The organism is Streptomyces sp. P9(2023), assembly GCF_032436795.1.
GTDB lineage: Bacteria > Actinomycetota > Actinomycetes > Streptomycetales > Streptomycetaceae > Streptomyces.
Map to the genome: position 1 here is coordinate 61,885 of NZ_JAUPWM010000009.1, position 25,235 is coordinate 87,119.

A 25,235-nucleotide genomic window follows, 5' to 3' on the forward strand; every position below is an offset into this window, starting at 1 on the left:
GAACCTCTCAGGTTCCATGACAGATGGGGAGGACGTCCTCGCCCGTCATGTTTTCCGCCCTTGGGATCCGGGAGCCACACCATGAGCACGTCTGCCCCCCGTCCGACCGCCCACCCGTCGCCCGCCACCGCCCCAGACGAAGGCGCTGCGCGCCGCACTCCCCTCCTGGCCCTGCATCGTTCCCTGGGCGCGACCATGACCGACTTCGCCGGCTGGGACATGCCGCTGCGCTACGCCAGCGAGCGCGACGAGCACAACGCCGTCCGCACCAAGGCCGGCCTCTTCGACCTCTCCCACATGGGCGAGATCACCGTCACCGGGCCGCAGGCCGTCGAGCTGCTCGACTTCGCGCTGGTGGGCAACATCTCCACGGTGGGTGTGGGCCGCGCGCGCTACACGCACATCTGCCAGGAGGACGGCGGCATCCTCGACGACCTGATCGTGTACCGGCTCCAGGAGCGCGAGGCTGAGTCTTTTCACTACATGGTGGTCGCCAACGCCTCCAACGCGCAGATCGTCCTCGACGCGCTCGTGGCGCGCTCCGAGGGCTTCGACGCCGAGGTCCGCGACGACCGCGACGCGTACGCCCTGATCGCCGTCCAGGGACCGGAGTCCCCCGGCATCCTGAAGTCCCTCACCGACGCCGACCTGGACGGGCTGAAGTACTACGCCGGCCTCCCGGGCACGGTCGCCGGGGTGCCCGCGCTGATCGCCCGTACCGGCTACACCGGCGAGGACGGCTTCGAGCTGTTCCTGAAGCCCGAGCACGCCGAGGGCGTCTGGCGGGCGCTGACCGAGGCGGGCGCGCCGGTCGGTCTGATCCCCTGCGGCCTGTCCTGCCGTGACACGCTCCGCCTGGAGGCGGGCATGCCGCTGTACGGGCACGAGCTGACGACCTCGCTCACCCCGTTCGACGCGGGCCTCGGCCGGGTCGTGAAGTTCGAGAAGACGACGAACGAGGGCCGCTTCGTCGGGCGCGATGCCCTGGAGAAGGCCGCCGAGCGCGCCGAGACCGCCCCGCCGCGCAAGCTCGTCGGGCTGATCGCCGAGGGCCGCCGCGTCCCGCGCGCCGGCATGGCGGTCGTCGCCGGCGGCGAGGTCATCGGCGAGGTCACCTCGGGCGCCCCGTCGCCCACCCTCGGTAAGCCGATCGCGATGGCATACGTGGACGCGGCGCACGCCGAGCCCGGTACGCAGGGTGTAGGTGTGGACATCCGCGGCACCCACGAGCCGTACGAGGTCGTGGCGCTGCCGTTCTACAAGCGCCAGAAGTGACGTTTCCCACGCCGGAACGTCTCGCCCCGCGTCTCATCCCGTAAGACCCGCGTACACCAGCACTCCCTCGATCCAGGAGAATCACGACATGAGCACCCCCCAGCAGCTGCGCTACACCAAGGAGCACGAGTGGCTGTCGGTCGCCGAGGACGGCGTCGCGACGGTCGGCATCACGGAGTTCGCGGCCAACGCGCTCGGTGACGTCGTCTTCGCCCAGCTCCCCGCGGTCGGCGACACCATCACCGCGGGCGAGTCCTGCGGCGAGCTGGAGTCGACCAAGTCCGTGAGCGACCTGTACGCGCCGGTGACCGGCGAGGTCGTGGCCGCCAACCAGGACGTGGTGGACGACCCGTCGCTGGTGAACAGCGCTCCGTTCGAGGGCGGCTGGCTGTTCAAGGTGCGCGTCACCGGTGAGCCGGACGACCTGCTCACCGCGGACGAGTACTCCGCGTTCTCCGCCGGCTAACGAGACCCCAGGGATCCGATTCATGTCGCTTCTGAACACCCCTCTCCACGAGCTGGACCCGGACGTCGCCGCCGCCGTCGACGCCGAGCTCCACCGCCAGCAGTCCACCCTCGAGATGATCGCCTCGGAGAACTTCGCTCCGGTCGCGGTCATGGAGGCCCAGGGCTCGGTCCTCACCAACAAGTACGCCGAGGGCTACCCGGGCCGCCGCTACTACGGCGGCTGCGAGCACGTCGACGTGGCCGAGCAGATCGCCATCGACCGGATCAAGGACCTGTTCGGCGCCGAGTACGCCAACGTCCAGCCGCACTCCGGCGCCTCCGCGAACCAGGCCGCGCTCTTCGCGATCGCCCAGCCCGGCGACACGATCCTGGGCCTGGACCTGGCGCACGGCGGTCACCTGACCCACGGCATGCGCCTGAACTTCTCGGGCAAGCAGTTCAACGTGGTCGCGTACCACGTGGACGAGGCCGGTCTGGTCGACATGGCGGAGGTCGAGCGCCTCGCCAAGGAGCACCGCCCCAAGGTCATCATCGCGGGCTGGTCCGCCTACCCGCGTCAGCTGGACTTCGCCGAGTTCCGCCGGATCGCCGACGAGGTCGAGGCGTACCTGTGGGTCGACATGGCCCACTTCGCGGGTCTGGTCGCGGCCGGCCTGCACCCGAACCCGGTCGAGCACGCGGACGTGGTCACCTCGACCACGCACAAGACGCTCGGCGGCCCGCGCGGCGGCGTCATCCTCGCGAAGAAGGAGTTCGCGAAGAAGCTGAACTCCTCGGTCTTCCCCGGTTTCCAGGGTGGCCCGCTGGAGCACGTGATCGCGGCCAAGGCCGTCTCCTTCAAGATCGCGGCCTCGGAGGAGTTCAAGGAGCGCCAGCAGCGCACGCTGGACGGCGCCCGGATCCTCGCCGAGCGCCTGGTCCAGGACGACGTCACCGCGCACGGCGTCTCGGTCCTGTCCGGCGGCACGGACGTGCACCTGGTCCTGGTCGACCTGCGGAACTCCGAGCTGGACGGCCAGCAGGCCGAGGACCGGCTCCACGAGGTCGGCATCACGGTCAACCGGAACGCGATCCCGAACGACCCGCGGCCGCCGATGGTCACCTCGGGTCTGCGCATCGGTACGCCGGCGCTCGCCACCCGCGGTTTCGGCACCGAGGACTTCACCGAGGTCGCCGACATCATCGCGGAGACCCTGAAGCCCGGCTCCGACGTGGACGCCCTGAAGGCCCGGGTCGTCGCGCTGGCGGAGAAGCACCCGCTGTACCCCGGCCTGAAGTAATTTCGTACCCTTTTGTTCGTACGAAGCTCCGGGGCACCGCGCACACTGGACAGTGAGCGCGGTGCCCCACCCCTTTCCGCCCTTCCCGCTCTGTTTCCTGCTCCGTTCTGCACCACCCCGGCAGACAACGGCGTCAGCCACCCCCACAAGGAGTTCCCCGTGGCCATCTCGGTCTTCGACCTGTTCTCGATCGGCATCGGCCCGTCCAGCTCCCACACGGTGGGCCCGATGCGCGCGGCCCGGATGTTCGCCCGCCGGCTGAAGAACGAGGGACTCCTCGCGCACACGGCGTCGATACGGGCCGAGCTGTACGGCTCGCTCGGCGCGACGGGCCACGGCCACGGCACGCCGAAGGCGGTCCTGCTCGGCCTGGAGGGCAACTCTCCGCGCACGGTGAACGTGGAGACGGCGGACGAGGAGTTCGAGCGGATCAAGTCGAGTGCCCGGATCAATCTGCTCGGCGCGCACGAGATCCCGTTCGACTTCGACAAGGACCTGATCCTGCACCGCCGTAAGGCGCTGCCGTACCACGCCAACGGCATGACGGTCTTCGCGTACGACGCCGAGGGCGCGCTCGTCCTGGAGAAGACGTACTACTCGGTAGGCGGCGGCTTCGTGGTGGACGAGGACGCGGTGGCGGGCGAGAACCCGATCGTCCCGGACGACACGGTCCTGAAGTACCCCTTCCGCACGGGCGACGAGCTGCTGCGCCTGGCGAAGGAGACCGGCCTGTCGATCTCCGCGATGATGCTGGAGAACGAGAAGGCCTGGCGCACGGAGGAGGAGATCCGCGAGGGTCTCCTGGAAATCTGGCGCGTCATGCAGGCGTGCGTCTCGCGCGGCATGTCCCGCGAGGGCATCCTGCCCGGCGGCCTGAAGGTCCGCCGCCGCGCCGCGAACACGGCCCGCAAGCTGCGCTCCGAGGGTGAGCCGGCGGCGCTGGCGATGGAGTGGATCACGCTCTACGCGATGGCCGTGAACGAGGAGAACGCGGCGGGCGGCCGGGTGGTCACCGCCCCGACGAACGGCGCGGCGGGCATCATCCCGGCGGTCCTGCACTACTACATGAACTTTGTGCCGGGCGCGGACGACGAGGGCGTGGTCCGCTTCATGCTGGCGGCGGGCGCGGTCGGCATGCTCTTCAAGGAGAACGCCTCGATCTCCGGCGCCGAGGTCGGCTGCCAGGGCGAGGTCGGCTCGGCCTGCTCGATGGCGGCGGGCGCGCTGGCGGAGGTCATGGGCGGCTCCCCGGAGCAGGTCGAGAACGCGGCCGAGATCGGCATGGAGCACAACCTGGGCCTGACCTGCGACCCGGTCGGCGGCCTGGTCCAGATCCCGTGCATCGAGCGCAACGGCATGGCGGCGGTCAAGGCGGTCACGGCCGCGAAGATGGCCCTCCGCGGCGACGGCAGCCACCTGGTCTCCCTGGACAAGGTCATCAAGACGATGAAGGAGACCGGCGCGGACATGTCGGTCAAGTACAAGGAGACGGCGCGGGGCGGGCTCGCGGTGAACATCATCGAGTGCTGATCACCGCGGGCTGATCACCGCCTACTGGTTCCCGGGGCGGTCCGGGCCTCGTGCCGGTTCGGCTCGTCCCGCAGCAGCGGCACCGGGGCCCGCAGCGCGAATCCGCCGGGGAGGTCCAGCCGACCGCCCCGGCGCTCGGCGATCACCGCCCCCTGCGCCCCCAGGCTCACGTCGACCGCGCACTCCCCTGACCGCACGCCGGTCAGGTGGGCGTCGCGGACCACACAGACGAGCCCGGAGATCCAGAAGACCACGCTCAGCTGCACGTCCAGTGTGCCGATCTTCGCGCCGTCCACGTAGACGTCGACGTAGGGCCGGTGCGTGGAGGTGACCCGGTGGGTCGCGAGCGCGACGACCTCCTCGCTGCCGGGCAGGTCCCGGGTACGGCGCGCGGCGGACTGCAGGGCGGAGTGGCCGCGCCAGCCGGCGGCGGCCAGGTCGAGCACGTCGAGGCCGAGGAAGTCGTCCACGACGGTGGCCAGCTCGTGCTCGACCGCCCGGTCGGCGGCGGGCGTCCGGCCCCGTACGGGCGCAAGCAGCGGCCCGGCCGTGCCATGGGCGCGCAGCGGGCCCTCGAGGCCTTCACGGTCGCCGAGCAGGAACGAGCGGACGGGCGTCGGGGTCGTGGCCCTCAAGGGCGCGGTCGTGGTCATCGGTCCTCCTCGTCGAGGGTCTGCCGGCCGGGGTCCGGGTGCGGGTCGAGCCGGGTGGTGCGGGTGGGCGGCTCGCCGGGGGGCCGGTACTCGATCAGCGCCGTGTCGCCGGTGGCGGGCCGCAGGGTCGCCCGTACGTGGTTGCGCACCCAGCGGGGGCCCCGGTGCAGCCGCCCGAAGTAGACGGCCGCCGCGGCGGCGAGGGCGAGCGCGCCGCCGAGGGAGGCGGGGCCGACGACCCACACGACGGGGGTGGAGCCGCCGCCGTCGCCTCCGGTGGTGCCGGGCGGGGCGGTCGGATTCGGGTCCGTCTGGTTGGGGTCGGTCGGGTTCGGATCCGTCGGGTTGGGGTTCGTCGGGCCCGGCTCGTCCGTGACCTCGTACGAAGCCTCGCCGTACTGCTCCGGATAGTCCTGGCAGACCGCCCGCACCGTGTGCGCGCCCGGCTCCGCGTCGCTCGGTACGGGGATCTCCGTGGCGAAGGTGGCCTGCTCCGTGACGGGGGCGGTGGCCAGCGACGGCTCGGCGCCGTCCCACAGAAGGTCGACGTTCGAGCACCGGAAGCCCGTGCCCTCCGCCTGTACGGTGCTCCCCTTCGCGCCCTCCTCCTCGGCGAGGGTGAGGAGCGGGTCCCCCGGGCTTTCGACGACGAGGGCGGCGTCCGCGTAGAGGGACGGCTCATCGGTGCACTCGGCCCGGAAGGTGTACGTGTCCGGGTCCGTCTCGGCCGGGATGGGCTCCGTGTACGAGAAGTCGCCGTTCTCCGCCACGGGGATGCCGGACGCGATCTCGGGCCCGTCGACCACGTGGAGGTACACGGTGCCGGCGGAGCACACGTCGAAGCCCGTGCCCCGGACGTCGATCGGGTCCCCGACGGAGCCGTGGTCCGGGTCCAGTGTGAGGGAGGCCGCGGCAGTCGGCGGTTCCGACGTCGTCGGCGGTGGTTCCGAGGTCGTCGGCGGCGGTTCCGACGTCGTCGGCGGCGGTTCCGAGGTCGTCGGCGGCGGCGGTTCCGACGTGGCCGCCGGCGGTTCCGACGTCGTCGGAGGCGGCGGCAGTTCCGCCGGCGCCGGGATAGCGACGGGTCCCACGCTGATCGCTACGCTCAGAAGCACAGCCATCAGCAATCGACGCACCAACCGCGCGGCAGTCAACATAGGGGTGAGGGATTGGGGGAACACCCCTATATTCCCACCCGGTTCACACCCGCGCGCGTCGGGTCGGCCGAGTTCACCGCCCTCCCGGCGGCTCAGCCGCGGCTCCACTCCAGCCAGTGCGGGTCGGGCACCACGGTCAGCAGGGCCGAGATCACCATGACCGCCGCGAGGACGCCCAGCTCGATCCGGGCCGGCGCCTCGGCCTCCCCGCCCCTCAGCATCCGGTACCGGGCGGTCAGCGCGAGCAGGCTCGCCACCCCGACGAGGGCGAGCTTGGCCAGCAGGACCCTGCCGTACGCCGTGGTGAGGACGGCCTCCAGGGGGAGTCGGCGCAGGGTGGAACAGGTGCCCGTGACCACGAGCGCGGCGAAGATCCAGGCCGCCGTGCGGGCGTAGCGGACGAGGACGTCCCGCCCGCCGCCGCGCAGCCGCATGGTCCGCAGAACGTACAGCAGGGAGCCGAACCAGAGGGATGCCGCCGTCAGGTGGACGACGGTGAGGGTGACGCCGACCGCGGGGCTGTAGGTCTCCGGGTGCGCGCGCAGGGCCTCCGCGCCGACCACGACGGCCAGCGGGGCCAGGGCGAGCCCGGGACGGCGGCTCGCGGCGCACAGGGCGGCGAAGGCGAAGGCGTTCGCGGTGACGAGGAGCAGCTTGCCCTCGCGGGTGGCGTACACGGTGGTGAGGCCGAGGCCGCTGACGGCGGCGAAGAGCAGGATGAGGCCGGCGGTCGCGGCCGCTCCGGTGACGGAGGCGGGCGCCGACCAGGTGCGCGGGAGCGGGCCGTCCCGGGCGAGCCGGACGCCGGCGAGTTCGCCCAGATGGACGGCGAGCGCGACGAGGACGAGGAGCCTCAGGAGACTGGTGGTACCGGCGGCCGGGATACGGAGTTCCCCGGTGCCCGTCTGGGCGACGCCGACGCCTATCAGGGCGAGCAGGACGGCGGCCACGACGGCGATGACGGCGAGCGCGGCGGCCGTGGGACGTATCGGAGTACGTGCGGATCCGGGGGGCGTCACCGCTCGATCGTCACCGGCGCCCGGACGGGCGGCAACTCGCGTGCGTACGCACGGAGTACCTGCCGCCCGCCCTGCTCCGGAGGGGTCAGGCCTTGCTGAGGTGCGCCCAGAACTCGTCCCACGACAGCTTGCCGTCGTTGTTCGTGTCCCGCTGGTTGATGAGTGCCTCGGCGACCGTCTCGGTGACGTTGAAGTCACCCAGCTGGGCCATGACGCTCTTGTACTCGGCGGCGGTGATGAGGCCGTCCCCGTCCACGTCGAACCGCTCGAACGCCGTGCGTGCCGACTCGATGTCCGCCACTGTTTCCGCCCCTTCTCGATGCTGGAATGACGGGGGTCAGATTATCGGGCCGCCCGGCCGGGCCGGGCGCCGGGCCTTGATGGATCATGGAGGGATGAGCGACGACATGGCACGGATCCTGGCGGCGGCGGCACACGGCGAGTTCCCGCCGCCGGACGGTTCGACGACGATCGTCCCGCAACCGAGCCCACGGGACGCCGGGGTCCTCGCCTTCACCGCGCACTCGGTCGTCTTCACGGACGAGGATCCGGCCTGGGTACGGAAGCAACTGGCCGCCGTGGACAGCGATCCGCTGGCCGCCTCCATGAACCCGGAGTTCCTCATCGCCCTCATGCGCCGCACGGGCCTGCGGATGAACACCGTCGACCTGCTGACGGTCGCACCCGCCCTGCCCGGGGCCCCCGAGCTGACCCTGCGGGAGATCGAGGACCCGGACCATCCCCGGGTGGCGCGGGCGATGAAGTACCGCGACGACGTCCGGGTGTGGGCCGCCGCGGGCGGCGTGGTGATCCTCGGCCGCGGCGTCGCGGGCCGCTGGGAGGCCGCGATCGAGGTGGACGAGCGGGTCAGGCACCGCGGCATCGGCCGGGCCCTCGCCCTCGCCGCCCGGCATCTGACGCCGGGCGACGTGGTCTGGGCGCAGCAGTCCCCGGGCAACGCCCGCAGCGTCCGCGTCTTCCAGGCGGCCGGCTACCGGCCGATCGCCTCGGAGGCCCTGCTCGTGGCCGGCTGACTCAGCGGAAGATGCCCGTGTGGCCCAGCGAGTACCGGCCCGGCTGCGGGTAGACCGCCAGGCCGTGCGGGCCGCCGCCGACCGGGATGCGGGCCAGCTGCTTGCCGGTCGTGGTGTCGATCGCGTAGACCTCGGAGTCGTAACGTCCGGACAGCCACAGCACCTTGCCGTCGGCCGAGACGCCGCCCATGTCCGGTGAGCCGCCGTCCGGCAGCCACCACTTCTTCGTCAGCCGGTCCTGGGCGAAGTCGAAGACCGAGATCGAGCCCTCGCCGCGGTTGGGGACGTACATCTCCTTGGAGTCCCGGCTGATGTAGAGGCCGTGGCAGCCCTTGCCGGTGGGCAGCAGCTGCGGGGTGGTGAACTTCTCGCCGTCCAGGACCCACATGCCGTGGGCCATCATGTCGGCGATGTAGAAGGTCTTGCCGTCCGGCGAGATTTTCACGTCCTGCGGCATGGCGCCCTCGAAGGGCAGCCTCTGCTGCCCGATGACCTCCATCTTCTCCGTGTCGACCTTCAGGAGCTCCCCGGAGAACTCGCAGGAGACGACGAAGTACCGGCCGTCGGCGGAGAAGTCGGCGTGGTTGACGCCGTAGCAGGAGACCGGGACGGTCTTCTTCCGCTCCATGGTGTGCGGGTCGCGGAAGACCAGCTCGCGGTCGAGGGAGGCCATGACGACCGCGTACTTCCCGTTGGGCGTGAAGTAGAGGTTGTACGGGTCGTGGACCTCGACGGGCTTGCCTGCCACGCCGGTGGACGGGTCGATGGGGGTGAGCGTGTGGCCGCGGTTGTTGTTGACCCAGAGGGTCTTCATGTCCCAGGAGGGCACGACGTGCTGCGGCTGGATGCCGACCGGGATCGTCTCGATGACCTGGTACGTCGCCGGGTCGATGACCGAGACCGTGTTGGAGTTGGTGTTGGGGACGTAGACCCGGCTGGGGAAGCCCTTGACCACGGGTGAGAGCTTGTTCGGGCGGTCGGCCGCGTAGACGTCCTTCGGGTCGAGGACGGGCGGCATACCGGGCAGCCCGGCGGGGGCGGCCTTCTTCGGTACGGCGGGGAGCGCGGCGGCCTCCTTCTTGGCGCCGCCCCTGGGTTCGGGGGCCGGGTCGGCGATGCCGCACCCGGCGAGCGCGGCGAGCAGCGCGGCGGCGAGGAGGCTCTTCGTGCGCGTGGTGAGACGCGTGGTGCGAGTCGCGTCGAGACGCGTGGTGAGAGGCGGCATCAGGTCAGCAGCTCCGTGGTCGTCACCGCGCGCAGGCCGCGACGGTCGAGGTCGGCGAGGAGGGGCGGCAGCGCGGCGAGGGTGTCCGGGTAGCCGAGGTGGAGGCTCACCACGGATCCGCCCCGGACCTGCCCGGTGACGTTGCGGACGACGGCCGGGGCACCGGGCGAGGTGTGGTCGAGGGAGTCGACGTCGTACGAGAGGACGTGCGGGTACCCGACGCGGTGGGCGGCCCGCCGTACGGCCTCCGTCGCGTGCCGGGTCCTGGAGGGCCGGAACCAGGTGCCGATGGAGCCGGTGAGCCGGCGCAGCCGGGTGGCGCAGGCGGCGATCTCGGCGTGCGCCTCGTCCTCGGTCATGGCGTTGACGTCGAGGTGGCGCTGGGTGTGGTTGCCGAGGTCGTGGCCGCCGTCGAGGACCCGGCGGGCCAGCCCGGGGTACCGGTCGAGCCACTCCCCCACGGCGAGGACGGTGACCCGGGCCCCGCCCTTCTCGGCCGCGGCGAGCACGGCGCGGGCGAGGTCGGGGTCGCCCTGGCCGTGGAAGGTGAGGGCGACCCGGGGGCGGTCGGGCGGACCGCCGGCGATCTCGCCGGGGAGGCCGGGGAAGCGACGGGGCGCGGGGCGGCGGCGGGCCTCCGGGCGGGCGCGGGGCCCCGGGGCGGCGCGGGCCGGGTCTCGGTGTCGCAGCCGGTGGTGAGGGCTCCCGCGGCGGCTCCCGCGAGGGCGGCCGCCGCACCTGCCCGGAGTGCGCCACGACGGTCGGTGTGGGTCACGCGCCCATTAAAGGGGTGAGATGCCTGGAAAATAACGATTGAGCCAATTCAGGACGTTTACAGGTCCGGACCAAGCGTCCGCCATGCGGACATGACGAGCAAACAACCGGTGAACGCCATACTTATTCACCATTTACAAGGCTGGTGCTCTAGGTCACCAACGATTCATTGGCGACATGTGATGGTTTGATCGATTTTGACCCGATGGGGACTTTTGGCGGCAAGGCCACCTGTCTGCCATAGTCGGACCCACGACCCCCATTGACCCGGGCCAGGTCGTCTTCGGGCACCGTGGATACACCCCCCCGATCCACGGCGCTCCATACACAGAAGCCCCCCATGCGGGGGCTTTTGTGCATCCACGGTCAGCGGTCCGACACCCGCATCTCGAACCAGGTGGTCTTGCCGCGCGGCTGCAGATCCACGCCCCAGCGGTCGGAGAGCTTGTCGACGAGGAAGAGCCCGCGTCCGCTGATGTCCAGCTCCTGTACGGGCATCAGACAGGGCAGACCTCGGGACGGGTCACGGACCTCGATCCGGATCCAGCCCCGGCGGCGCAGCAGCCGTAGGGCGAAGACGCGCGCACCCGTATGCCGGACGGCGTTCCCGACGAGTTCCGAGACGAGTAAGACCGCGTGCTCCGCGATCTGCGGCGTCAGGGCCCACTGGCGCAGGACGACGCACTGGGTGAGCCGGCGGGCGACGGCGGCGGACTCGGGACGGGACGGCAGCCGGACGTCGTCCTCGGCCGGGTTCCCGTACAACTCCAGTGTTTTGAGGGCCTGTTCGTCCTCGGCGGTCGGTACCCACCGTGCGGCGGTCGCACCGCCGTGCTGCCGCGGTTGCTCCACACCCTCCAGGCCCGCCATGCCCCCATCATGGCCGCACGGACGGGGCCGCGTGGCCGTTCCGGAGGAATCCGTACCCCGGAATCGTCAATTCCGGGAGATTCCTCCGGCATATGCCAGCGGCGAGCGAGGGTACCGACGGGTACGGGGCGAAGGTACCGACGGGTACGGGTCGGGTCGGGTCGGGTCGGGTCAGACGAACTTCGCCTTGCCCGGGCCCTCCTCGACGAAGCTGCGCATCCCGCGCTCCCGGTCCTCGGTGGCGAACAGGCCCGCGAACCAGGTGCGTTCGATGGCGAGGCCGGTGTCGATGTCGGTCTCCAGACCCTGGTCGATCGCCTCCTTCGCGGCGCGCAGCGCGATGGCGGGTCCCTGGGCGAGCTTCGCGGCCCAGGCGTGCGCCTGCTCGTAGACCTCGGCGGCCGGGACGACCCGGTCCACCAGACCGAGCGACAGGGCCTCCTCCGCCTTGACCATCCGGCCGGTGAAGATGAGGTCCTTCGCCTTGGAGGGGCCCACCAGGCGGGAGAGCCGCTGGGTGCCGCCGGCGCCCGGGATGAGCCCGAGCAGGATCTCGGGCTGGCCGAGCTTGGCGTTGTCGGCGGCGATCCGGTAGTCGGCGCAGAGCGCGAGCTCGCAGCCGCCGCCGAGGGCGTAGCCGGTGACCGCGGCGACGACCGGCTTGGGGATCCGGGCGACGGCGGTGAAGGAGTCCTGGAGCGCGCGCGACCGCTTCACCATGGCCGCGTGGTCCATGGCCTGCATCTCCTTGATGTCCGCGCCGGCCGCGAAGACCTTCTCGCCGCCGTACAGGATCACCGCCCGCACGTCGTCGCGGTCGGTCGCCTCCTGGGCCAGCTCGCGCAGCCGGTCCTGGATGGCGATGTCGAGGGCGTTCATCGGGGGGCGGTCGAGGCGGATCGTGCCGACGCCTTCGGCGACTTCGAGGTTCACAGTCATGAGGGAAGGTTAGTAGGCGTTAACGACAAGGGGCCCGGTGCCGTTGGTCACAGCACCGGGCCCCTGTCGAGGAGTTCTACTTGATCCACTCCGACCAGGACATGTTCCAGCCGTTGAGGCCGTTGTCCGGCTGGATCTGCTTGTCCTTCGAGTTCTTCACGACGACCACGTCACCGATGAGCGAGCGGTCGTAGAACCACGCCGCCGGGGTGGAGGCGTCGCCCGCGCCGCGCATGTCCCGCAGGCCGACGCAGCCGTGACTGACGTTGGCGGAGCCGAAGGTCCCGGGCGGGGACCAGTAGTTGCCGTGGATGAAGGTGCCCGAGGTGGACAGACGCATCGCGTGCGGCACGTCCTTGATGTCGTACTCGCCACCGAAGCCGACCGTGGCGCCGTTCATCCGGGTCACCTTGTACTTCTCGCTGATGACCATCTGCCCGTTGTACGTGGTCGTGGCCGGCGCGCCCGCGCTGATCGGGATCGTCCTGATGATCTTGCCGTCGCGCTCGACCTTCATGGTCTTGGCGCTGGCGTCGACCGTGGAGACCTGGCGGCGGCCGATGGTGAAGGAGACCTTCTTCTTCTGCTTGCCGTAGACGCCGGGGCGGCCCTCGACGCCGTCGAGGTTCAGCTCGACGGTCACCTTGGTGCCGGCGGCCCAGTAGTTCTCCGGGCGGAAGTCGAGCCGGTCGTTGCCGAACCAGTGGCCCTCGACCTGCACGGCGGGCGTCGCGGTGACCTTGATGGCCTTCTCCACGGCCTCCGGGTCGGTGATGCCCCGGGTGAAGCGGATCGAGACCGGCATGCCGACGCCGACGGTCGAACCTTCCTCGGGCGTGTAGTGCCCGAGGAAGGTGTTCTTCGGGACCAGCGTGGTGAAGGTGGTGTCCCTGGCCGACTCACGGCCCTCGGAGTCCTTCGCGATCGCGTGGACCTTGTACTCCGTACCGGCGGCCAGGTGTCCGACGGGCTGCCAGCTGGCGCCGTCCGCCGCCATCTTGCCCTCGATCGCGGTGCCCTTGCTGTCGGCGACCGTGACCGTGGTCAGCTTGCCCTGCTCGGCCGTCACCTTCAGCGCGCCGCTGGTGGCGACCGAGACGGCGCCGTCCTTCGGGGCGATCGTGACGACCGCCTGCGACGCCGCGATCTCCTGCTTGCCCCCGCCGGTCCGCGCCGGATCGTCGCCGCCCTTGCCGCCGGCGGCGTCACCGCCGCCGCACGCGGTCAGTACGAGGAGCAGCGCTCCCGTCGCCAGCGCACCGAGGCGGGTGCCGCGGCGCCTTCGTCCGGTGGTCGTTCCGGATATCGGCTGCCTGTCCACTATGGTGTTCTCCCCTCGCACGACCCCGGCATCGCCTGGGCCCCACCCCCGTGCGCATCCTCTCGCGCACACGGCGTTAGATAATCACACCGGAAGACACGAAAGTTCCACGCGCATGTCACCGTTCAGTCCCAGTTCGCGCGGGGTTCGGGTCGCTGCCCAGGGTCGCTGCGCACGTCAGCGCAGGGCCGAACCCGCCTTCCACTCCTCCCATGCCATGTTCCAGCCTCCGAGGCCGTTGTCGGGAGCGACCTTTCGGTCAGGGGAGTTGACCACCTCGACCACGTCGCCGACGAGCGTACGGTCGAAGAACCAGCCCGCCGGGGAGTCGGAGCTGCCGCCCTTCTCGTCCCGCAGACCCACGCAGCCGTGGCTGACGTTGGCCGAGCCGAAGGTGGCGGGCGCGGCCCAGTAGTTGCCGTGCAGGAAGGTCCCGGACTCGGTCAGCCGGATCGCGTGCGGCACGTCCTTGATGTCGTACTCCCCGCCGAAGCCGACCGTGGCACCGTTCATCCGCGTCACGTCGTACAGCTCCGTGACGACCATCTTCCCGTTGTACGTCGTGGTCTTCGGCGCCCCGGCCGTGATCGGCAGCGTCGCGAGCAGCTCGCCGTCCCGGCGCACCTCCATGGTGTGCTCGGCCGCGTCGACCACGGAGACCTGGGAACGCCCGACGGTGAACCCGACCCGCTTGCTCTGGATCCCGTACACGCCCGGCGCGCCCTCGACGTCGCGCAGCGCCAGGTCGACGGTCACCTTGGTGCCGGGCCGCCAGTACTCGGCGGGGCGGAAGTCGAGCCGCTCCTTGCCGAACCAGTGGCCGACGACCTCGACCGGCGGGTCGGAGGTGACCTTGATGGCCCGTTGGACGGCCTCGCGGTTCTCGACGGCCCGGTTGAAGGCGAAGGAGACGATCATGCCGGTGCCGACCGTGGAACGGTTCTCCGGCTTGAAGTAGCCGATGAAGCGGTGCTCGGGCACGACGGTCGTGAACGTGGTGTGCCGGGCGGAGCGCCGGCCGTGCCCGTCGAGCGCCACCGCGTCCACGCTGTACTTGGCCGCGAGCGCGAGCCGGGAGCCCTCCTTCGGCCGCCAGCGCAGCCCGTCCTCGCTGATCTCGCCGGGCACCTCGGCCCGCTGGGCGTCCTCGACCTGGACGACGGTGACCCGTTCGAGCCGTCCGCTGTCGACCCGGACCTCGACCGGCCCCTCGGCCGGCACGCCCTTGCCGCCGTCGTCCGGGCTGACCCGGATGACGTCGCCCGGTGCCCGCGCCTTTCCGGGCAGCGAGAGGTCGATCCCGCCGCCACCCCGGCCGTCGCCCGTGCCGGTGCAGCCCGCAAGGCCCGCCATAAGTGCCGCCACCGCGAGGGCGTGGCCGGTCCGCTTCCATACGTGTCTCACGACCGGCCCAACGAGAGGCACCCTCCAGGGGAAACGTGCGTGCGGGTCATGTTGGGAGTACGGCGGTACGGGCAGAACAGGTGGGAGGACTACGCGCGGGGACTCGCGGCCGGGACGCCGCGGGTCCGTGCCGTGCGGGGCCCGACGAGCCGCGGGAGGCCGACAGGTGTCGAGCGCAGCCGAGCAGGAGGCGGAGGCGGTACGGGACGGAGGGGTGTTCCCCCCTGCCCCGGAACGGGCCCGGCCGGTGGTGTGGCCGGGTGCGCCCACGCCGTTGGGGGCGCGCTGCCGGGTCGGGCCGGACGGGGTGGCGGGCACGAACTTCGCGCTCTGGGCGGGCGGGGCGGAGGCCGTCGAGCTCTGCCTCTTCGACGCCGACGGGGCGGGCGGGGCCGAACGACGGCTTCCGCTGACCGAGCTGACCCACGAGATCTGGCACGGCTTCGTGCCCGGGGTGGGCGCCGGGCAGCGGTACGGATTCCGGGTGCACGGCCGCTGGGACCCGTGGACGGGCGCCCGCTGGAACCCGGCGAAACTGCTCCTGGACCCGTACGCGCGGGCGGTCGACGGCGACTTCGGGCTGCCGCCCGAGGTGTACGGGCACGTACGGGACTGGCCGCAGCAGCATGTGGCCGACACCGTACGGGACGACCGGGACTCGGCTCCGTACGTACCGAAGGGGGTCGTCGTCCTGGACGACGACGACTGGTCGGACGACCGCAGGCCGAAGACGCCCTGGCCGGACTCGGTCATCTACGAGCTGCACGTGAAGGGCTTCACCCGACGCCACCCGGGCATCCCCGAAGAGCTGCGCGGCACCTACGCGGGGCTCGCGCACCCGGCGGCGATCGACCATCTCGTACGGCTCGGGGTGACGGCGGTGGAGCTGCTGCCGGTGCACCAGTTCGCGCACGAGGACCACCTTCTGCGGCGGGGGCTGCGCAACTACTGGGGGTACAACTCCATCGGCTACTTCGCCCCGCACGCCGGCTACTCCTCCTCGGGGACCACCGGGCAGCAGGTCGGCGAGTTCAAGCGGATGGTGCGGGCGCTGCACGCGGCCGGGATCGAGGTCATCCTCGACGTCGTCTACAACCACACGGCGGAGGCGGGCGAGCTGGGCCCGACGCTGTCGCTGAAGGGCATCGACAACCGGGGCTATTACCGCCTGCAGTCCGACGCCCGCCGGTACGCCGACTACACCGGCTGCGGCAACACCCTGCACGTGGTCCAGCCGCAGGTGCTGCGGCTGATCACCGACTCGCTGCGGTACTGGGTGACGGAGATGGGGGTCGACGGCTTCCGGTTCGACCTGGCGGCGGCGCTCGCCCGCTCGATGCACGACGTCGACATGCTCTCCCCGTTCCTCGCGGTCATCGCCCAGGACCCGGTGCTGCGGCGGGTGAAGCTGATCGCCGAGCCGTGGGACGTCGGGAACGGCGGGTACCAGGTGGGCGCGTTCCCGCCGCTGTGGACGGAGTGGAACGACCGCTACCGGGACGCGGTACGGGACTTCTGGCGCGGCGCGCTGCCCGACGTACGGGATCTCGGCTACCGGCTCTCCGGTTCGAGCGACCTCTACGCGTGGGGCGGGCGGCGGCCGTACGCCTCGGTCAACTTCGTCACCGCGCACGACGGCTTCACGCTGCGGGACCTCGTCACGTACGAGCGGAAGCACAACGAGGCCAACGGGGAGGGCAATCGGGACGGCACGAACGACAACCGGGCCTGGAACTGCGGGGCGGAGGGCGAGAGCGAGGACCCGGCCGTCCAGGAGCTGCGGCTGCGGCAGCTGCGGAACCTGCTGACCACCCTGCTCCTTTCGACCGGGGTGCCGATGCTGGTCGCGGGCGACGAGATGGGGCGCACGCAGGGCGGCAACAACAACGCGTACTGCCAGGACAACGAGGTGAGCTGGCTGGACTGGTCGCTGCCCGAGGACCCGGGGCGGCGGGAGCTGCTCGCCCTGACCCGGCGGCTGCTCACGCTGCGCCACCGCCATCCGGTGCTGCGCCGCCGCGCGTTCTTCTCGGGCCGCCCGCAGGGGGCGGACGGGCTGCGGGACCTGGCGTGGTTCACGGCGGACGGCACGGAGATGACCGAGCCCGACTGGTACGCCCCGGCGGCCACGCTGGGCCTCTACCTCTCGGGCCGGGACATCCCGGGCCGGGACGAGCGGGGCGAGCAGGTCACCGACGACAGCTTCCTGGCGATCCTGCACGCGGGCCCGCGGCCGTTGGAGTACCGGCTGCCTGGACCGCCGTGGGCGGAGTCGTACGAACTGGTCCTGGACACGGCCCTGGAGGACCAGAGCCGGGCCCCGGGGACGCTGCACGCGGGCGGGTCGACGGTGACGGTGGGGGCCCGGTCGGTGTGGCTGCTGCGGGTCGGGGGGTGACGTTTCCGGGTCCGGGCGTCAGGTGCGGGCCCTCGGTCAGGTGCGGCCCAGGATGCCGCGCTCGTACGCCACCGCTACCGCCGCCGCCCGGTCCTTGACACCCAACTTGCCGTAGATATGGGTCAGATGGGTCTTCACGGTCGCCTCGCTGATGAACAGCTCGGCGGCGATGGCGCGGTTCGCGGTGCCCTTGGCGACGAGTTCGAGTACCTCGCGTTCGCGGGCGGAGAGCGACTCGTCCACCGGCGCGGCGGGGGCGCGGACCCGGGAGACGAGCCGGGAGGCGACGGCCGGGGACAGGACCGTACGGCCCTCGGCGGCGGCCCGGACCGCGGCGAACAGCTCCTCGCGGGGCGCGTCCTTGAGGAGGTAGCCGGTGGCGCCCGCCTCGATCGCGGGGAGGGTGTCCGTGTCGGTGTCGTACGTGGTGAGGACCAGGACCCGGGAGCGGGCGCCGCGCCGGGTCAGTTCGGCGATGGCGTCGACGCCGTTGCCGCCGGGCATCCGCAGGTCCATGAGGACGACGTCCGGGTCGAGGCGCTGGGCGAGTTCGACGCCCTCGACGCCGTCGGACGCCTCGCCGAGGACGGCGAAGCCGGGGTCGGCGGTGAACATGCCGCGCAGTCCGTCCCGTACGACGGGATGGTCGTCGACGATCAGCAGGGTGATGCTCGTACGGTCAGCCATGGTGGACCAACGGTACGCGGGCGGAGATCGCCGTGCCCTCGCCGGGGGCGGCCTCCACCGTGACGCAGCCGGCGAGGCGTTCGGCCCGCGCGCGCATGCCGTCGAGGCCGAACCCGCCGGTCGCGGCGGCGGGGCGGACGGGCGCGCCGTGCGGGTCGAAGCCCCGGCCGTCGTCGCGTACGTCGAGGGTGATCTCGTCGCCCATGTACGAGAGGGTGACGCCGGCCCGGGTCGCGCCGGAGTGCCGTTCGGCGTTGGCGAGCGCCTCCTGGGCGATCCGGAGCAGGGTGGCGGCGACCTCGTCGTGGAGGGGTTCCTCGGTGCCGGTGACGGTGAACCGGGCGGGGATGCGGGTCCGTTCGGACCAGGTGGCGACGGTCTTCTTCAGCGCCTCGGGGAGCGCGTCGTGCTCCAGGGCGACCGGGCTCAGGTTCTGCACGGAGCGGCGGGCCTCGCCGAGGCTGTGCCGGGCGAGTTCGGCGGCGCGCTGGACGTGGACGCCGGCGACGGCGGGGTCGGGGGTGGCCGTGACGACCTGGAGCTGGGCGATGATCCCGGTCAGCCCCTGGGCGATGGTGTCGTGGATCTCGGCGGCGAGCCTGCGGCGCTCGTCGGCGACGCCCGCCTCACGGGCCTGGAGCAGGAGTTGGGCCTGGAGGGCGGCGTTCTCGGCGAGGGCCTGCTCCAGGCGGGCGTTGGTGCGGGCGAGTTCGGCGATGGTGGCGGCGCGCTCGGCGGCCTTCTCGACCTCCTTCCCGCTGAGGTGGGCGAAGACGACGGCGAGGCCGGCGTTGAGGGCGAACAGGCCGCCGAAGGCGACCCAGGTGACGAGCGAGCGGGGCGGGAGTCCGCCGGCCTGGGCCCCGGCCATGATGACGGCGGTGACGAGGAGCCCGCCCCGGGCGAACCGGCGCGGCACCAGGTGGACGGCGTCGAAGTAGCCGATGGAGGCGAAGACGGAGAAGAACGGGTTGAGCCAGCTGAGCGCGAAGGCGAGGGCGGTACGGACGGTGAAGTAGACGGCGGACGCCGGGCCCGGGTCGCCGAGGACCGGGCCCGGCTCCCCGTCGGACGCCGGGAGCGGGATCACGCGGCGCCGGTAGGTGTTCCAGCCGATCTGGAGGGCGAGCGCGGCGACCGCGAGGGCCGCGGCGACCACCCTCTCCGTACCGTCCATGGCGACGGCGTCCGCCGCCGTCGCCGCCAGGACCGTCGCGATGGCCAGCAGGCCGTACGGACCCCAGCGGAAGAACTGGCGCCACCGCTCCTCGACCGTCGTCACCATCTCTCCCCCTGCACGTCCGTCACTCCCAGCGGAACCAGCGCGCCGCCGTGGCGGTCAGGACCACCGTCCACAGGGCCATCACACCCAGCGCGGCCCAGGCCGTCCCGGCGCCGGCCGTCGCGGTGTCGAGGGCCTGCGAGGCCGCGCCGGACGGCGTGAACTGCACGATGGTGCGCAGCGTATCCGGCATGGCCTGGACCGGGACCCAGACCCCGGCGGTGAACATCGTCGGGAAGAACACGGCCGTCCCGACGGCGGTGGCGATCTTCTGCGTACGGGAGACGGCGCAGACGGCGGTTCCGAGGGCGAGGCCGCCGGCGGCGGCGAGCAGCAGCGCGAGGGCGTAGCCGGCCAGGTGCGCCGGCAGCCGGACGCCGAAGGCGAGGCGGCCGACGGCGATGACGAGGGCGGCCGAGACGAGCGCGGCGGCCCCGTGCAGCACGATCTGGGCCGTGAGGAGGGCGGCCGGGCGGACCGGGGTGGTCGACAACCGGCGCAGGATGCCCCGTTCGCGATAGCCGGCCAGGACGGGCGGCATCGCCTGGAGGCCGGCCATGATCACGGCGAAGAGGACCGAGACGGGGACGTACAGGTCGATGACGCGGCGGCCGCCGAGGTCGGCGGAGGCCTCGCGGAAGGACGGGATCAGGCCGAGGATCACGAGCAGGACGGTCGGCGAGGCCATCACCCAGAACAGGGAGCCCGGTTCGCGGGTGAAGAGTCGGACCTCGGTCTTCAGGACCATGGTGGTGGCGGTGCTCATCGCTGGTCGGCTCCCGTCAGGTCGAGGAAGGCGTCGTCGAGGGTGGCGTCGGCGACGCGGAGTTGGTGGGCGGTGGCGCCGCGGCGGGCGAGGAGGGCGATGAAGGCGTCGACGGTCACGTCCGTGCCCTCGACCACGGTCCGTCCGTCCTTGGTCTGCACCGCGGCCGCCTGCGGCAGGGCGCGCAGTTCGGCCGGGTCCAGCGGGGTGGTGGCCGCGAAGGAGATGACCTTGGAGGCGGTGGCGCGGCCGATCAGCCCGGCGGGGGTGTCGAGCGCGGCGATCCGGCCCTTGTCGATGACGGCGATCCGGTCGCAGAGGCGCTGGGCCTCCTCCATGAAGTGGGTGACGAGCAGGACGGTCACGCCGGCGGCCCGGATGTCCTCGATGAGGTCCCAGGTGTCGCGCCGGGCGCGCGGGTCGAGCCCGGTGGTGAGCTCGTCGAGGACGACGGCGCGCGGGTCGCCGACGAGGGCGAGCGCGATGAAGAGCCGCTGCTTCTGCCCGCCGGACAGCTTCGCGAACCGGGTCCTCAGCTGCTCTTCGAGCCCGAGGCGTTCGACGAGTCCGCGCCAGTCGGCGGGCCGCTCGTAGAAGGAGGAGTACAGCTCCAGGGCCTCGCGGACGGTCAGTTTGGGCTGGAGCTCGCTCTCCTGGAGCTGGACGCCGAGGACGCGGGTGAGGTCGGCGTGCTGTGCGACGGGGTCGAGCCCGCCGACGCGCACGGTCCCGGCGTCCGGCGTCCGCAGCCCCTCGACGCATTCGACGGTGGTGGTCTTGCCGGCCCCGTTGGGCCCCAGGATGCCGAAAATCTCGCCTTCGGCGACCTCGAAGGAGAGCCCGTCGACGACGACCTTGTCTCCGTAGGCCTTGCGCAGGCCCTTCACCTCGATCATTGCCATGACTCAAGGCTGTCGCGAGCCGGCTCGGTGCGGCATCGGCCATCGCGCTCGACCTCCGGTCAACCGATCGGTTGACGGCGGGTACGACCCCGGGGTTCCCGGCGGCCGGAAAATCGCGTGAGCGGTGTCAGTGGTGAACCGTAGGCTCGGGCCTGATGCCCGGAGAAGATGCAGTCGCCAAGAAGTCCACCGTACGGAACCTGCTGCGCCTCTGGCCCTATGTGCGGCCGGTGCGGGGGCGGTTGGTCTCGGCCGCCGTCGTCGCGATCGTCGCCTCGTGCCTGTCGCTCGTCATCCCGCTCGTCCTGAAGTGGATGGTGGACGGGCCCGTCGCCGGGAGCGATCCGGGCGGCGTGTGGCTCGGGGCCCTGTACCTGATGCTGCTCGGGATCGCGGAGGCCGTGCTCTTCGGGCTCCGGCGTTGGCTGGTGGCGCGGCCGCTGGCCGGCGTCGAGGCGCGGATGCGGGCCGATCTGTTCGGGCGGCTGCAGCGGCTGCCGATCGCCTTCCACGACCGGTGGGCGTCGGGTCAGCTGCTCTCGCGCGGCACGACCGATCTGATGCTGGTCCGGCTCTTCCTCGCCTTCCCGTTGACGTTCCTGGTGGTCAACGGCGTGACGATCCTCGCCGGTTACGTCCTGCTGCTCGGCCAGGACTGGTCGCTCGGACTCGTGCTGCTCACGCCCGTGATCCCGCTGGTGGTCCTCTGCTCGCTCTTCGAGGCGAAGTACGCGATCGTCGCGCGCCGCGCCCAGGACCAGGTCGGCGATCTGACGACGGTGGTCGAGGAGAGTGTCCTCGGCATCCGGATCGTGAAGGGCTTCGGACGGCACCGCAGCCAGGCCCTCGCCTTCCGCGCGCTGGCCGAGCGGCTGCGCGGGACGGAGCTGGTCAAGGCGCGGCTGCTGGCCGGGATCTGGGCGTTCATCACGATCGTTCCCGAGCTGGCGATCGGCGCGGCGCTGGTGCTCGGCACCGTCGAGGTGGCCGACGGGCAGCTGTCGGCGGGCACGCTCGTCGCCTTTCTGTCGACGGCGCTCGCGCTGCGCTGGCCGGTGGAGTCGATCGGCTTTCTGCTCGCGATGAGCCAGGAGGCCGCGACGGCGACGGAACGCTACTTCGAGGTGATGGACGAGCCCGAGGAGACGCCCGGCCCGCGGGGGACGGCGGCGGGGGTTGGGGACGCCGGGGCCGCCCGGCCGGGGTCCCCGGACGGGGTGCGGTTCGAGAACGTCTCCTTCCGCTACCCGGACGGGCCCCCGGACACCCCGCCCGTGCTCGACCGCGTCGATCTGCACATCCGGCCCGGCGAGACCCTCGCCCTGGTCGGCGGGACCGGTTCCGGCAAGACGACGCTCACCGCCCTCGTACCCCGACTGCACGAGGCGACCGGCGGGCGGATCCTGCTCGACGGCGAGGACATCACGCTCATGGAGCGCGAACGGCTGCGCGGGCTCGTCGCGGTGGCCTTCGAGGAGCCCACCCTCTTCTCGGCGAGCGTCGGCGAGAACGTCCTGATGGGCGCTACGGAAGGGGCCGGCGAGCCCGAACTGTGGCGCGCGCTCGGGGTGGCCCAGGCGGACGGCTTCGTCGGGGCGCTGCCCGAGGGGGCGGCCACCCAGGTCGGCGAGCAGGGGCTGAGCCTCTCCGGCGGCCAGCGCCAGCGCCTCGCCCTGGCCCGCGCGGTCGTCGGCCGGCCGCGCTTCCTGGTCCTCGACGACCCGCTCTCCGCGCTCGACGTCCACACCGAGGCCCTGGTGGAGGCCGCCCTCCGCGAGGTCCTGCGCGACACGACGGCCCTGGTGGTGGCCCACCGGCCGTCGACGGTCCTGCTCGCGGACCGGGTGGCGCTCCTGTCGAACGGCCGGATCGCGGCGGTGGGCACCCACCACGAACTGCTCCGGAGCAACGCCGAGTACGCCTGGCTGATGTCGGGCGAGGGGGCTGAGGCACGATGACGGATCCGACGACTGATACGACGACTGACACGAAGAAGGCCGCTAAGGCTGTCGGCGGTGACCCGAGGACCGGCAGCCCCGGCGGCGACCCCTTCGACCAGGACGACCTGCCCACCGCCCCCGGGGCCACCGGTGCCCTGCTGCGGTCGCTGCTCGCCGCGCACCGGGCGCGCGTCGCCGTCGCCGCGCTCGTCCTGCTGCTCCAGCAAGGCGCCCTGCAGGCCGGTCCGTTGCTCGTCGCGTACGCCATCGACCGGGGCGTGCCGGCCGTCCGGGACGGCGACTACGGGCCGGTCGTGGCCGTCGCCGTCGGGTACCTGATCTGCGCCGGGGCCGGCGGGCTCCTCCAGTACGCCTTCCTGCGCGGCGCCGCCCGCGTCAACCAGGACGTGCTGCTCGATCTGCGGGGGCGGATCTTCCGTCACGGGCAGGTGCTCTCGATCGACTTCCACGAGCGGTACACGTCGGGCCGGCTCATCTCCCGGGCCACCACCGACGTGGAGTCACTGCGGGAACTGCTCTCCGAGGGGCTCCAGGAGCTGATCGGCGTCGTCCTCGCGTTCCTCTCCATCTCGGCGATGCTGCTCTGGCTGGACCTGGGCATCGGCGCGGTCGCGGTGGCCTCCTTCGTACCGCTGTATCTGCTCGTACGGCTCTACCAGCGGCGGGCGGCCGTCGTATTCGGCGAGCGGTCCACCGCCATCGCGGGCGTGATCGTGAAGTTCGCGGAGACGATGAACGGGATCCGGCCGGTACGGGCGTTCCGCCGGGAGCGGGCCAGCGACGCCGAGTTCGCCGAGCTCAACCGGCGGCACGAGCGCTCCAACGGCGACGCCCTGCTTGAGATGGCCCGGTATGTCGTCGGCTCCCGGCTCCTCGCGAACACGGCGGTGACCGGAATGTGTCTGTGGGGCGCGTACCGGGTGGCGGGCGGGACGCTGGCGCTCGGCGTGCTCGCGGCGGCGGTGCTGTACATGCGGCGGCTGTACGACCCGATCGACCGGCTCGGCATGTTCCTCAACTCGTACCAGTCCGCCGCCGCGTCCCTCGGCAAGATCGCGGGCCTCCTCGCGCAGGAGCCCGGGGTCCCGGAGGCCGCCGAGCCGAGGGAACTGCCGGCGCGCCGGGGCGGACAGCCCGGCCGGGAGGTCGTCTTCGAGGGTGTGCGGTTCGCGTACCGGACCGGTGGCGAGGTCCTGCCCCGCTTCGGTCTGACGATCCCGGCCGGGCAGACGGTCGCGGTGGTCGGCTCCACGGGCGCGGGCAAGTCGACGCTCGCGAAGCTCCTTGCCCGGTTCTACGACCCGACGGAGGGGCGGGTGCTGCTCGACGGCGTCGACGTCCGCGAGCTGGCGACGCCCGAACTGCGGCGGGGCGTGGTGATGGTGACGCAGGAGGCGTTCCTGTTCTCCGGGACCGTCGCGGAGAACATCGCCATCGGGCGGCCGGACGCGCCCCGGGAGGAGATCGAGCGGGCGGCGAAGGCGATCGGCGCGCACGACTTCATCGCGGCGCTGCCGGACGGGTACGACACGGACGTACGGAAGCGGGGCGGCCGGATCTCGGCGGGCCAGCGGCAGTTGGTGGCCTTCGCCCGCGCGCTGCTCGCGGACCCGGCGGTGCTTATCCTGGACGAGGCGACCAGCTCGCTGGACGTACCGGGGGAACGGGCGGTGCAGCGGGCGATGGACACGGTGCTCGCGGGCCGGACGGCGGTGGTGATCGCCCACCGCCTCTCGACGGTGGAGATCGCGGACCGGGTCCTGGTGATGGAGGGCGGCCGGATCGTCGAGGACGGCCTCCCGACGGACCTGATCCACGACGACGGCCGCTTCGCGACCCTCCACCGGGCGTGGCGGGACAGTCTGGTGGGCTGACCGCCGTTGTCCGTTGTGGGCAATCGTCCCGCAGGGCGGGACGATTGGGCACGACCCACGGAGGACGGCGCCCGTTCGAGAAGATCCACACGCGTCAGGTCGTCTTCGCCCATGTCCAAGGGGTGGCCATGGCCGACGACTTGGAGGAGCGGTCGGGAAGGACTCGGGATTTCGGACGGCGAGTGGATGGAACGGAACGAGCCACGCTACGGCGCGAACCAGGATGGGGCTCCTATCCCCTGCTCAGCCGTCCGGGCGAGGGCGGGGAGTTCGAGCTCGACCGGGAGACCCTCTTCGAATTCTGGCTCCGGAGAACGCTGGACGGCGTGGCCGTCGTGATCGACGAAACGTCCGGTTAACGAACCTCACCGTTCGGGCTCCGGACGATTTCCGGCCAACTTGTTGACGCGCTCCTG

Annotated in this window: 22 protein-coding genes and 1 pseudogene; 9 read left to right on the forward strand and 14 right to left on the reverse strand. The window is 71.9% G+C overall.

Features of this window, described 5'->3' with window-relative positions:
• The first annotated feature begins 81 nt into the window (after positions 1-81).
• From gcvT to Q5762_RS15565, 4 genes are all read left to right on the forward strand, one after another.
• Positions 82-1,275 (forward strand): glycine cleavage system aminomethyltransferase GcvT, encoded by a 1,194-nt coding sequence (gcvT, locus tag Q5762_RS15550; protein WP_315892682.1) that lies wholly within the window; start codon positions 82-84, stop codon positions 1,273-1,275.
• 88 nt (positions 1,276-1,363) lie between these two features.
• Positions 1,364-1,741, forward strand: coding sequence for a glycine cleavage system protein GcvH (gene gcvH, locus Q5762_RS15555; RefSeq protein ID WP_315892683.1), 378 nt, complete (start codon positions 1,364-1,366; stop codon positions 1,739-1,741).
• A 22-nt stretch (positions 1,742-1,763) separates the two neighbouring features.
• Positions 1,764-3,023 carry a serine hydroxymethyltransferase gene (gene glyA, locus Q5762_RS15560; protein WP_315892684.1) on the forward strand — a complete coding sequence of 420 codons (1,260 nt, stop codon included), beginning with the start codon at positions 1,764-1,766 and terminating at the stop codon, positions 3,021-3,023.
• Positions 3,024-3,182: 159 nt separating this feature from the next.
• A complete protein-coding gene (locus Q5762_RS15565; RefSeq protein WP_315892685.1) occupies positions 3,183-4,553 on the forward strand; it encodes an L-serine ammonia-lyase in 1,371 nt (456 codons plus the stop codon).
• A 14-nt stretch (positions 4,554-4,567) separates the two neighbouring features.
• Here Q5762_RS15565 and Q5762_RS15570 read toward each other — a convergent pair whose 3' ends face one another.
• The 4 genes from Q5762_RS15570 to Q5762_RS15585 all read right to left on the reverse strand — a co-directional run bounded on the left by Q5762_RS15570 (position 4,568) and on the right by Q5762_RS15585 (position 7,683).
• Positions 4,568-5,206, reverse strand: a complete 639-nt coding sequence (locus Q5762_RS15570) for a hypothetical protein (RefSeq protein WP_315892686.1) — start codon at positions 5,204-5,206, stop codon at positions 4,568-4,570.
• Positions 5,203-6,297, reverse strand: a complete 1,095-nt coding sequence (locus tag Q5762_RS15575; protein WP_315892687.1) for a hypothetical protein — start codon at positions 6,295-6,297, stop codon at positions 5,203-5,205. Before Q5762_RS15575 ends, Q5762_RS15570 begins: the two co-directional genes overlap by 4 nt.
• Before the next feature lie 158 nt (positions 6,298-6,455).
• Entirely contained in the window at positions 6,456-7,382 is a 927-nt protein-coding gene (locus tag Q5762_RS15580) for a CopD family protein (protein ID WP_315892688.1), read from the reverse strand.
• 85 nt (positions 7,383-7,467) lie between these two features.
• Positions 7,468-7,683, reverse strand: a complete 216-nt coding sequence (locus Q5762_RS15585) for an EF-hand domain-containing protein (protein ID WP_315892689.1) — start codon at positions 7,681-7,683, stop codon at positions 7,468-7,470.
• Between the two features lie 94 nt (positions 7,684-7,777).
• Here Q5762_RS15585 and Q5762_RS15590 point away from each other — a divergent pair, with 94 nt between their 5' ends.
• Entirely contained in the window at positions 7,778-8,416 is a 639-nt protein-coding gene (locus Q5762_RS15590; RefSeq protein ID WP_315892690.1) for a GNAT family N-acetyltransferase, read from the forward strand.
• 1 nt (position 8,417) lies between these two features.
• On the opposite strand, the gene Q5762_RS15595 is transcribed toward Q5762_RS15590, so the two are convergent.
• The 6 genes and pseudogenes from Q5762_RS15595 to Q5762_RS15620 form a co-directional block, all read right to left on the reverse strand.
• Entirely contained in the window at positions 8,418-9,641 is a 1,224-nt protein-coding gene (locus Q5762_RS15595) for a beta-propeller fold lactonase family protein (RefSeq protein ID WP_315892691.1), read from the reverse strand.
• Positions 9,641-10,416, reverse strand: a pseudogene (locus Q5762_RS15600) (polysaccharide deacetylase family protein). Before Q5762_RS15600 ends, Q5762_RS15595 begins: the two are co-directional and overlap by 1 nt.
• 365 nt (positions 10,417-10,781) lie before the next feature.
• Positions 10,782-11,285 (reverse strand): ATP-binding protein, encoded by a 504-nt coding sequence (locus Q5762_RS15605; RefSeq protein WP_315892692.1) that lies wholly within the window; start codon positions 11,283-11,285, stop codon positions 10,782-10,784.
• 171 nt (positions 11,286-11,456) lie between these two features.
• On the reverse strand, positions 11,457-12,224 hold the full coding sequence (locus Q5762_RS15610) for an enoyl-CoA hydratase-related protein (RefSeq protein ID WP_315892693.1): 768 nt from the start codon (positions 12,222-12,224) through the stop codon (positions 11,457-11,459).
• A 76-nt stretch (positions 12,225-12,300) separates the two neighbouring features.
• Positions 12,301-13,545, reverse strand: coding sequence for an Ig-like domain-containing protein (locus Q5762_RS15615; protein WP_315892694.1), 1,245 nt, complete (start codon positions 13,543-13,545; stop codon positions 12,301-12,303).
• 177 nt (positions 13,546-13,722) lie between these two features.
• Positions 13,723-14,949: an Ig-like domain-containing protein gene (locus Q5762_RS15620; protein ID WP_315892695.1), complete on the reverse strand. Its 1,227-nt coding sequence runs from the start codon at positions 14,947-14,949 to the stop codon at positions 13,723-13,725.
• Between the two features lie 166 nt (positions 14,950-15,115).
• Here Q5762_RS15620 and glgX point away from each other — a divergent pair, with 166 nt between their 5' ends.
• Positions 15,116-17,347 carry a glycogen debranching protein GlgX gene (gene glgX, locus Q5762_RS15625; protein WP_399495171.1) on the forward strand — a complete coding sequence of 744 codons (2,232 nt, stop codon included), beginning with the start codon at positions 15,116-15,118 and terminating at the stop codon, positions 17,345-17,347.
• Positions 17,348-17,383: 36 nt separating this feature from the next.
• Here the strand turns inward: glgX and Q5762_RS15630 are convergent, their stop codons facing one another.
• The 4 genes from Q5762_RS15630 to Q5762_RS15645 are packed head-to-tail and all read right to left on the reverse strand — an operon-like array spanning position 17,384 to position 20,984.
• Positions 17,384-18,034, reverse strand: coding sequence for a response regulator transcription factor (locus Q5762_RS15630; protein ID WP_315892696.1), 651 nt, complete (start codon positions 18,032-18,034; stop codon positions 17,384-17,386).
• Positions 18,027-19,319: a sensor histidine kinase gene (locus tag Q5762_RS15635; protein ID WP_315892697.1), complete on the reverse strand. Its 1,293-nt coding sequence runs from the start codon at positions 19,317-19,319 to the stop codon at positions 18,027-18,029. Before Q5762_RS15635 ends, Q5762_RS15630 begins: the two co-directional genes overlap by 8 nt.
• 19 nt (positions 19,320-19,338) lie before the next feature.
• A complete protein-coding gene (locus tag Q5762_RS15640) occupies positions 19,339-20,082 on the reverse strand; it encodes an ABC transporter permease (RefSeq protein WP_315892698.1) in 744 nt (247 codons plus the stop codon).
• Positions 20,079-20,984 carry an ABC transporter ATP-binding protein gene (locus Q5762_RS15645; RefSeq protein WP_315892699.1) on the reverse strand — a complete coding sequence of 302 codons (906 nt, stop codon included), beginning with the start codon at positions 20,982-20,984 and terminating at the stop codon, positions 20,079-20,081. The genes Q5762_RS15640 and Q5762_RS15645 overlap by 4 nt, the downstream gene beginning before the upstream one ends.
• Before the next feature lie 155 nt (positions 20,985-21,139).
• Here Q5762_RS15645 and Q5762_RS15650 point away from each other — a divergent pair, with 155 nt between their 5' ends.
• The 3 genes from Q5762_RS15650 (at position 21,140) to Q5762_RS15660 (ending at position 25,178) form a co-directional block, all read left to right on the forward strand.
• Positions 21,140-22,942, forward strand: a complete 1,803-nt coding sequence (locus Q5762_RS15650) for an ABC transporter ATP-binding protein (protein WP_315892700.1) — start codon at positions 21,140-21,142, stop codon at positions 22,940-22,942.
• Entirely contained in the window at positions 22,939-24,819 is a 1,881-nt protein-coding gene (locus tag Q5762_RS15655) for an ABC transporter ATP-binding protein (protein ID WP_315892701.1), read from the forward strand. The genes Q5762_RS15650 and Q5762_RS15655 overlap by 4 nt, the downstream gene beginning before the upstream one ends.
• A 128-nt stretch (positions 24,820-24,947) precedes the next feature.
• Positions 24,948-25,178: a hypothetical protein gene (locus Q5762_RS15660; RefSeq protein WP_315892702.1), complete on the forward strand. Its 231-nt coding sequence runs from the start codon at positions 24,948-24,950 to the stop codon at positions 25,176-25,178.
• The last annotated feature ends 57 nt before the right edge of the window (positions 25,179-25,235 follow it).

What these genes read in the sequence shown, in the direction of transcription:
- gcvH (WP_315892683.1), top strand. Translation starts at nt 1,364, where the DNA reads ATGAGCACCCCCCAGCAGCTGCGCTACACCAAGGAGCACGAGTGGCTG.
- glyA (WP_315892684.1), top strand. Translation starts at nt 1,764, where the DNA reads ATGTCGCTTCTGAACACCCCTCTCCACGAGCTGGACCCGGACGTCGCC.
- Q5762_RS15595 (WP_315892691.1), bottom strand. Translation starts at nt 9,641, where the DNA reads ATGCCGCCTCTCACCACGCGTCTCGACGCGACTCGCACCACGCGTCTC.
- Q5762_RS15605 (WP_315892692.1), bottom strand. Translation starts at nt 11,285, where the DNA reads ATGGCGGGCCTGGAGGGTGTGGAGCAACCGCGGCAGCACGGCGGTGCG.
- Q5762_RS15630 (WP_315892696.1), bottom strand. Translation starts at nt 18,034, where the DNA reads ATGGCTGACCGTACGAGCATCACCCTGCTGATCGTCGACGACCATCCC.
- Q5762_RS15660 (WP_315892702.1), top strand. Translation starts at nt 24,948, where the DNA reads ATGGCCGACGACTTGGAGGAGCGGTCGGGAAGGACTCGGGATTTCGGA.
- Q5762_RS15610 (WP_315892693.1), bottom strand. Translation starts at nt 12,224, where the DNA reads ATGACTGTGAACCTCGAAGTCGCCGAAGGCGTCGGCACGATCCGCCTC.
- Q5762_RS15635 (WP_315892697.1), bottom strand. Translation starts at nt 19,319, where the DNA reads ATGGTGACGACGGTCGAGGAGCGGTGGCGCCAGTTCTTCCGCTGGGGT.
- Q5762_RS15655 (WP_315892701.1), top strand. Translation starts at nt 22,939, where the DNA reads ATGACGGATCCGACGACTGATACGACGACTGACACGAAGAAGGCCGCT.
- Q5762_RS15645 (WP_315892699.1), bottom strand. Translation starts at nt 20,984, where the DNA reads ATGGCAATGATCGAGGTGAAGGGCCTGCGCAAGGCCTACGGAGACAAG.
- Q5762_RS15640 (WP_315892698.1), bottom strand. Translation starts at nt 20,082, where the DNA reads ATGAGCACCGCCACCACCATGGTCCTGAAGACCGAGGTCCGACTCTTC.
- Q5762_RS15570 (WP_315892686.1), bottom strand. Translation starts at nt 5,206, where the DNA reads ATGACCACGACCGCGCCCTTGAGGGCCACGACCCCGACGCCCGTCCGC.
- gcvT (WP_315892682.1), top strand. Translation starts at nt 82, where the DNA reads ATGAGCACGTCTGCCCCCCGTCCGACCGCCCACCCGTCGCCCGCCACC.
- Q5762_RS15590 (WP_315892690.1), top strand. Translation starts at nt 7,778, where the DNA reads ATGAGCGACGACATGGCACGGATCCTGGCGGCGGCGGCACACGGCGAG.
- Q5762_RS15650 (WP_315892700.1), top strand. Translation starts at nt 21,140, where the DNA reads ATGCCCGGAGAAGATGCAGTCGCCAAGAAGTCCACCGTACGGAACCTG.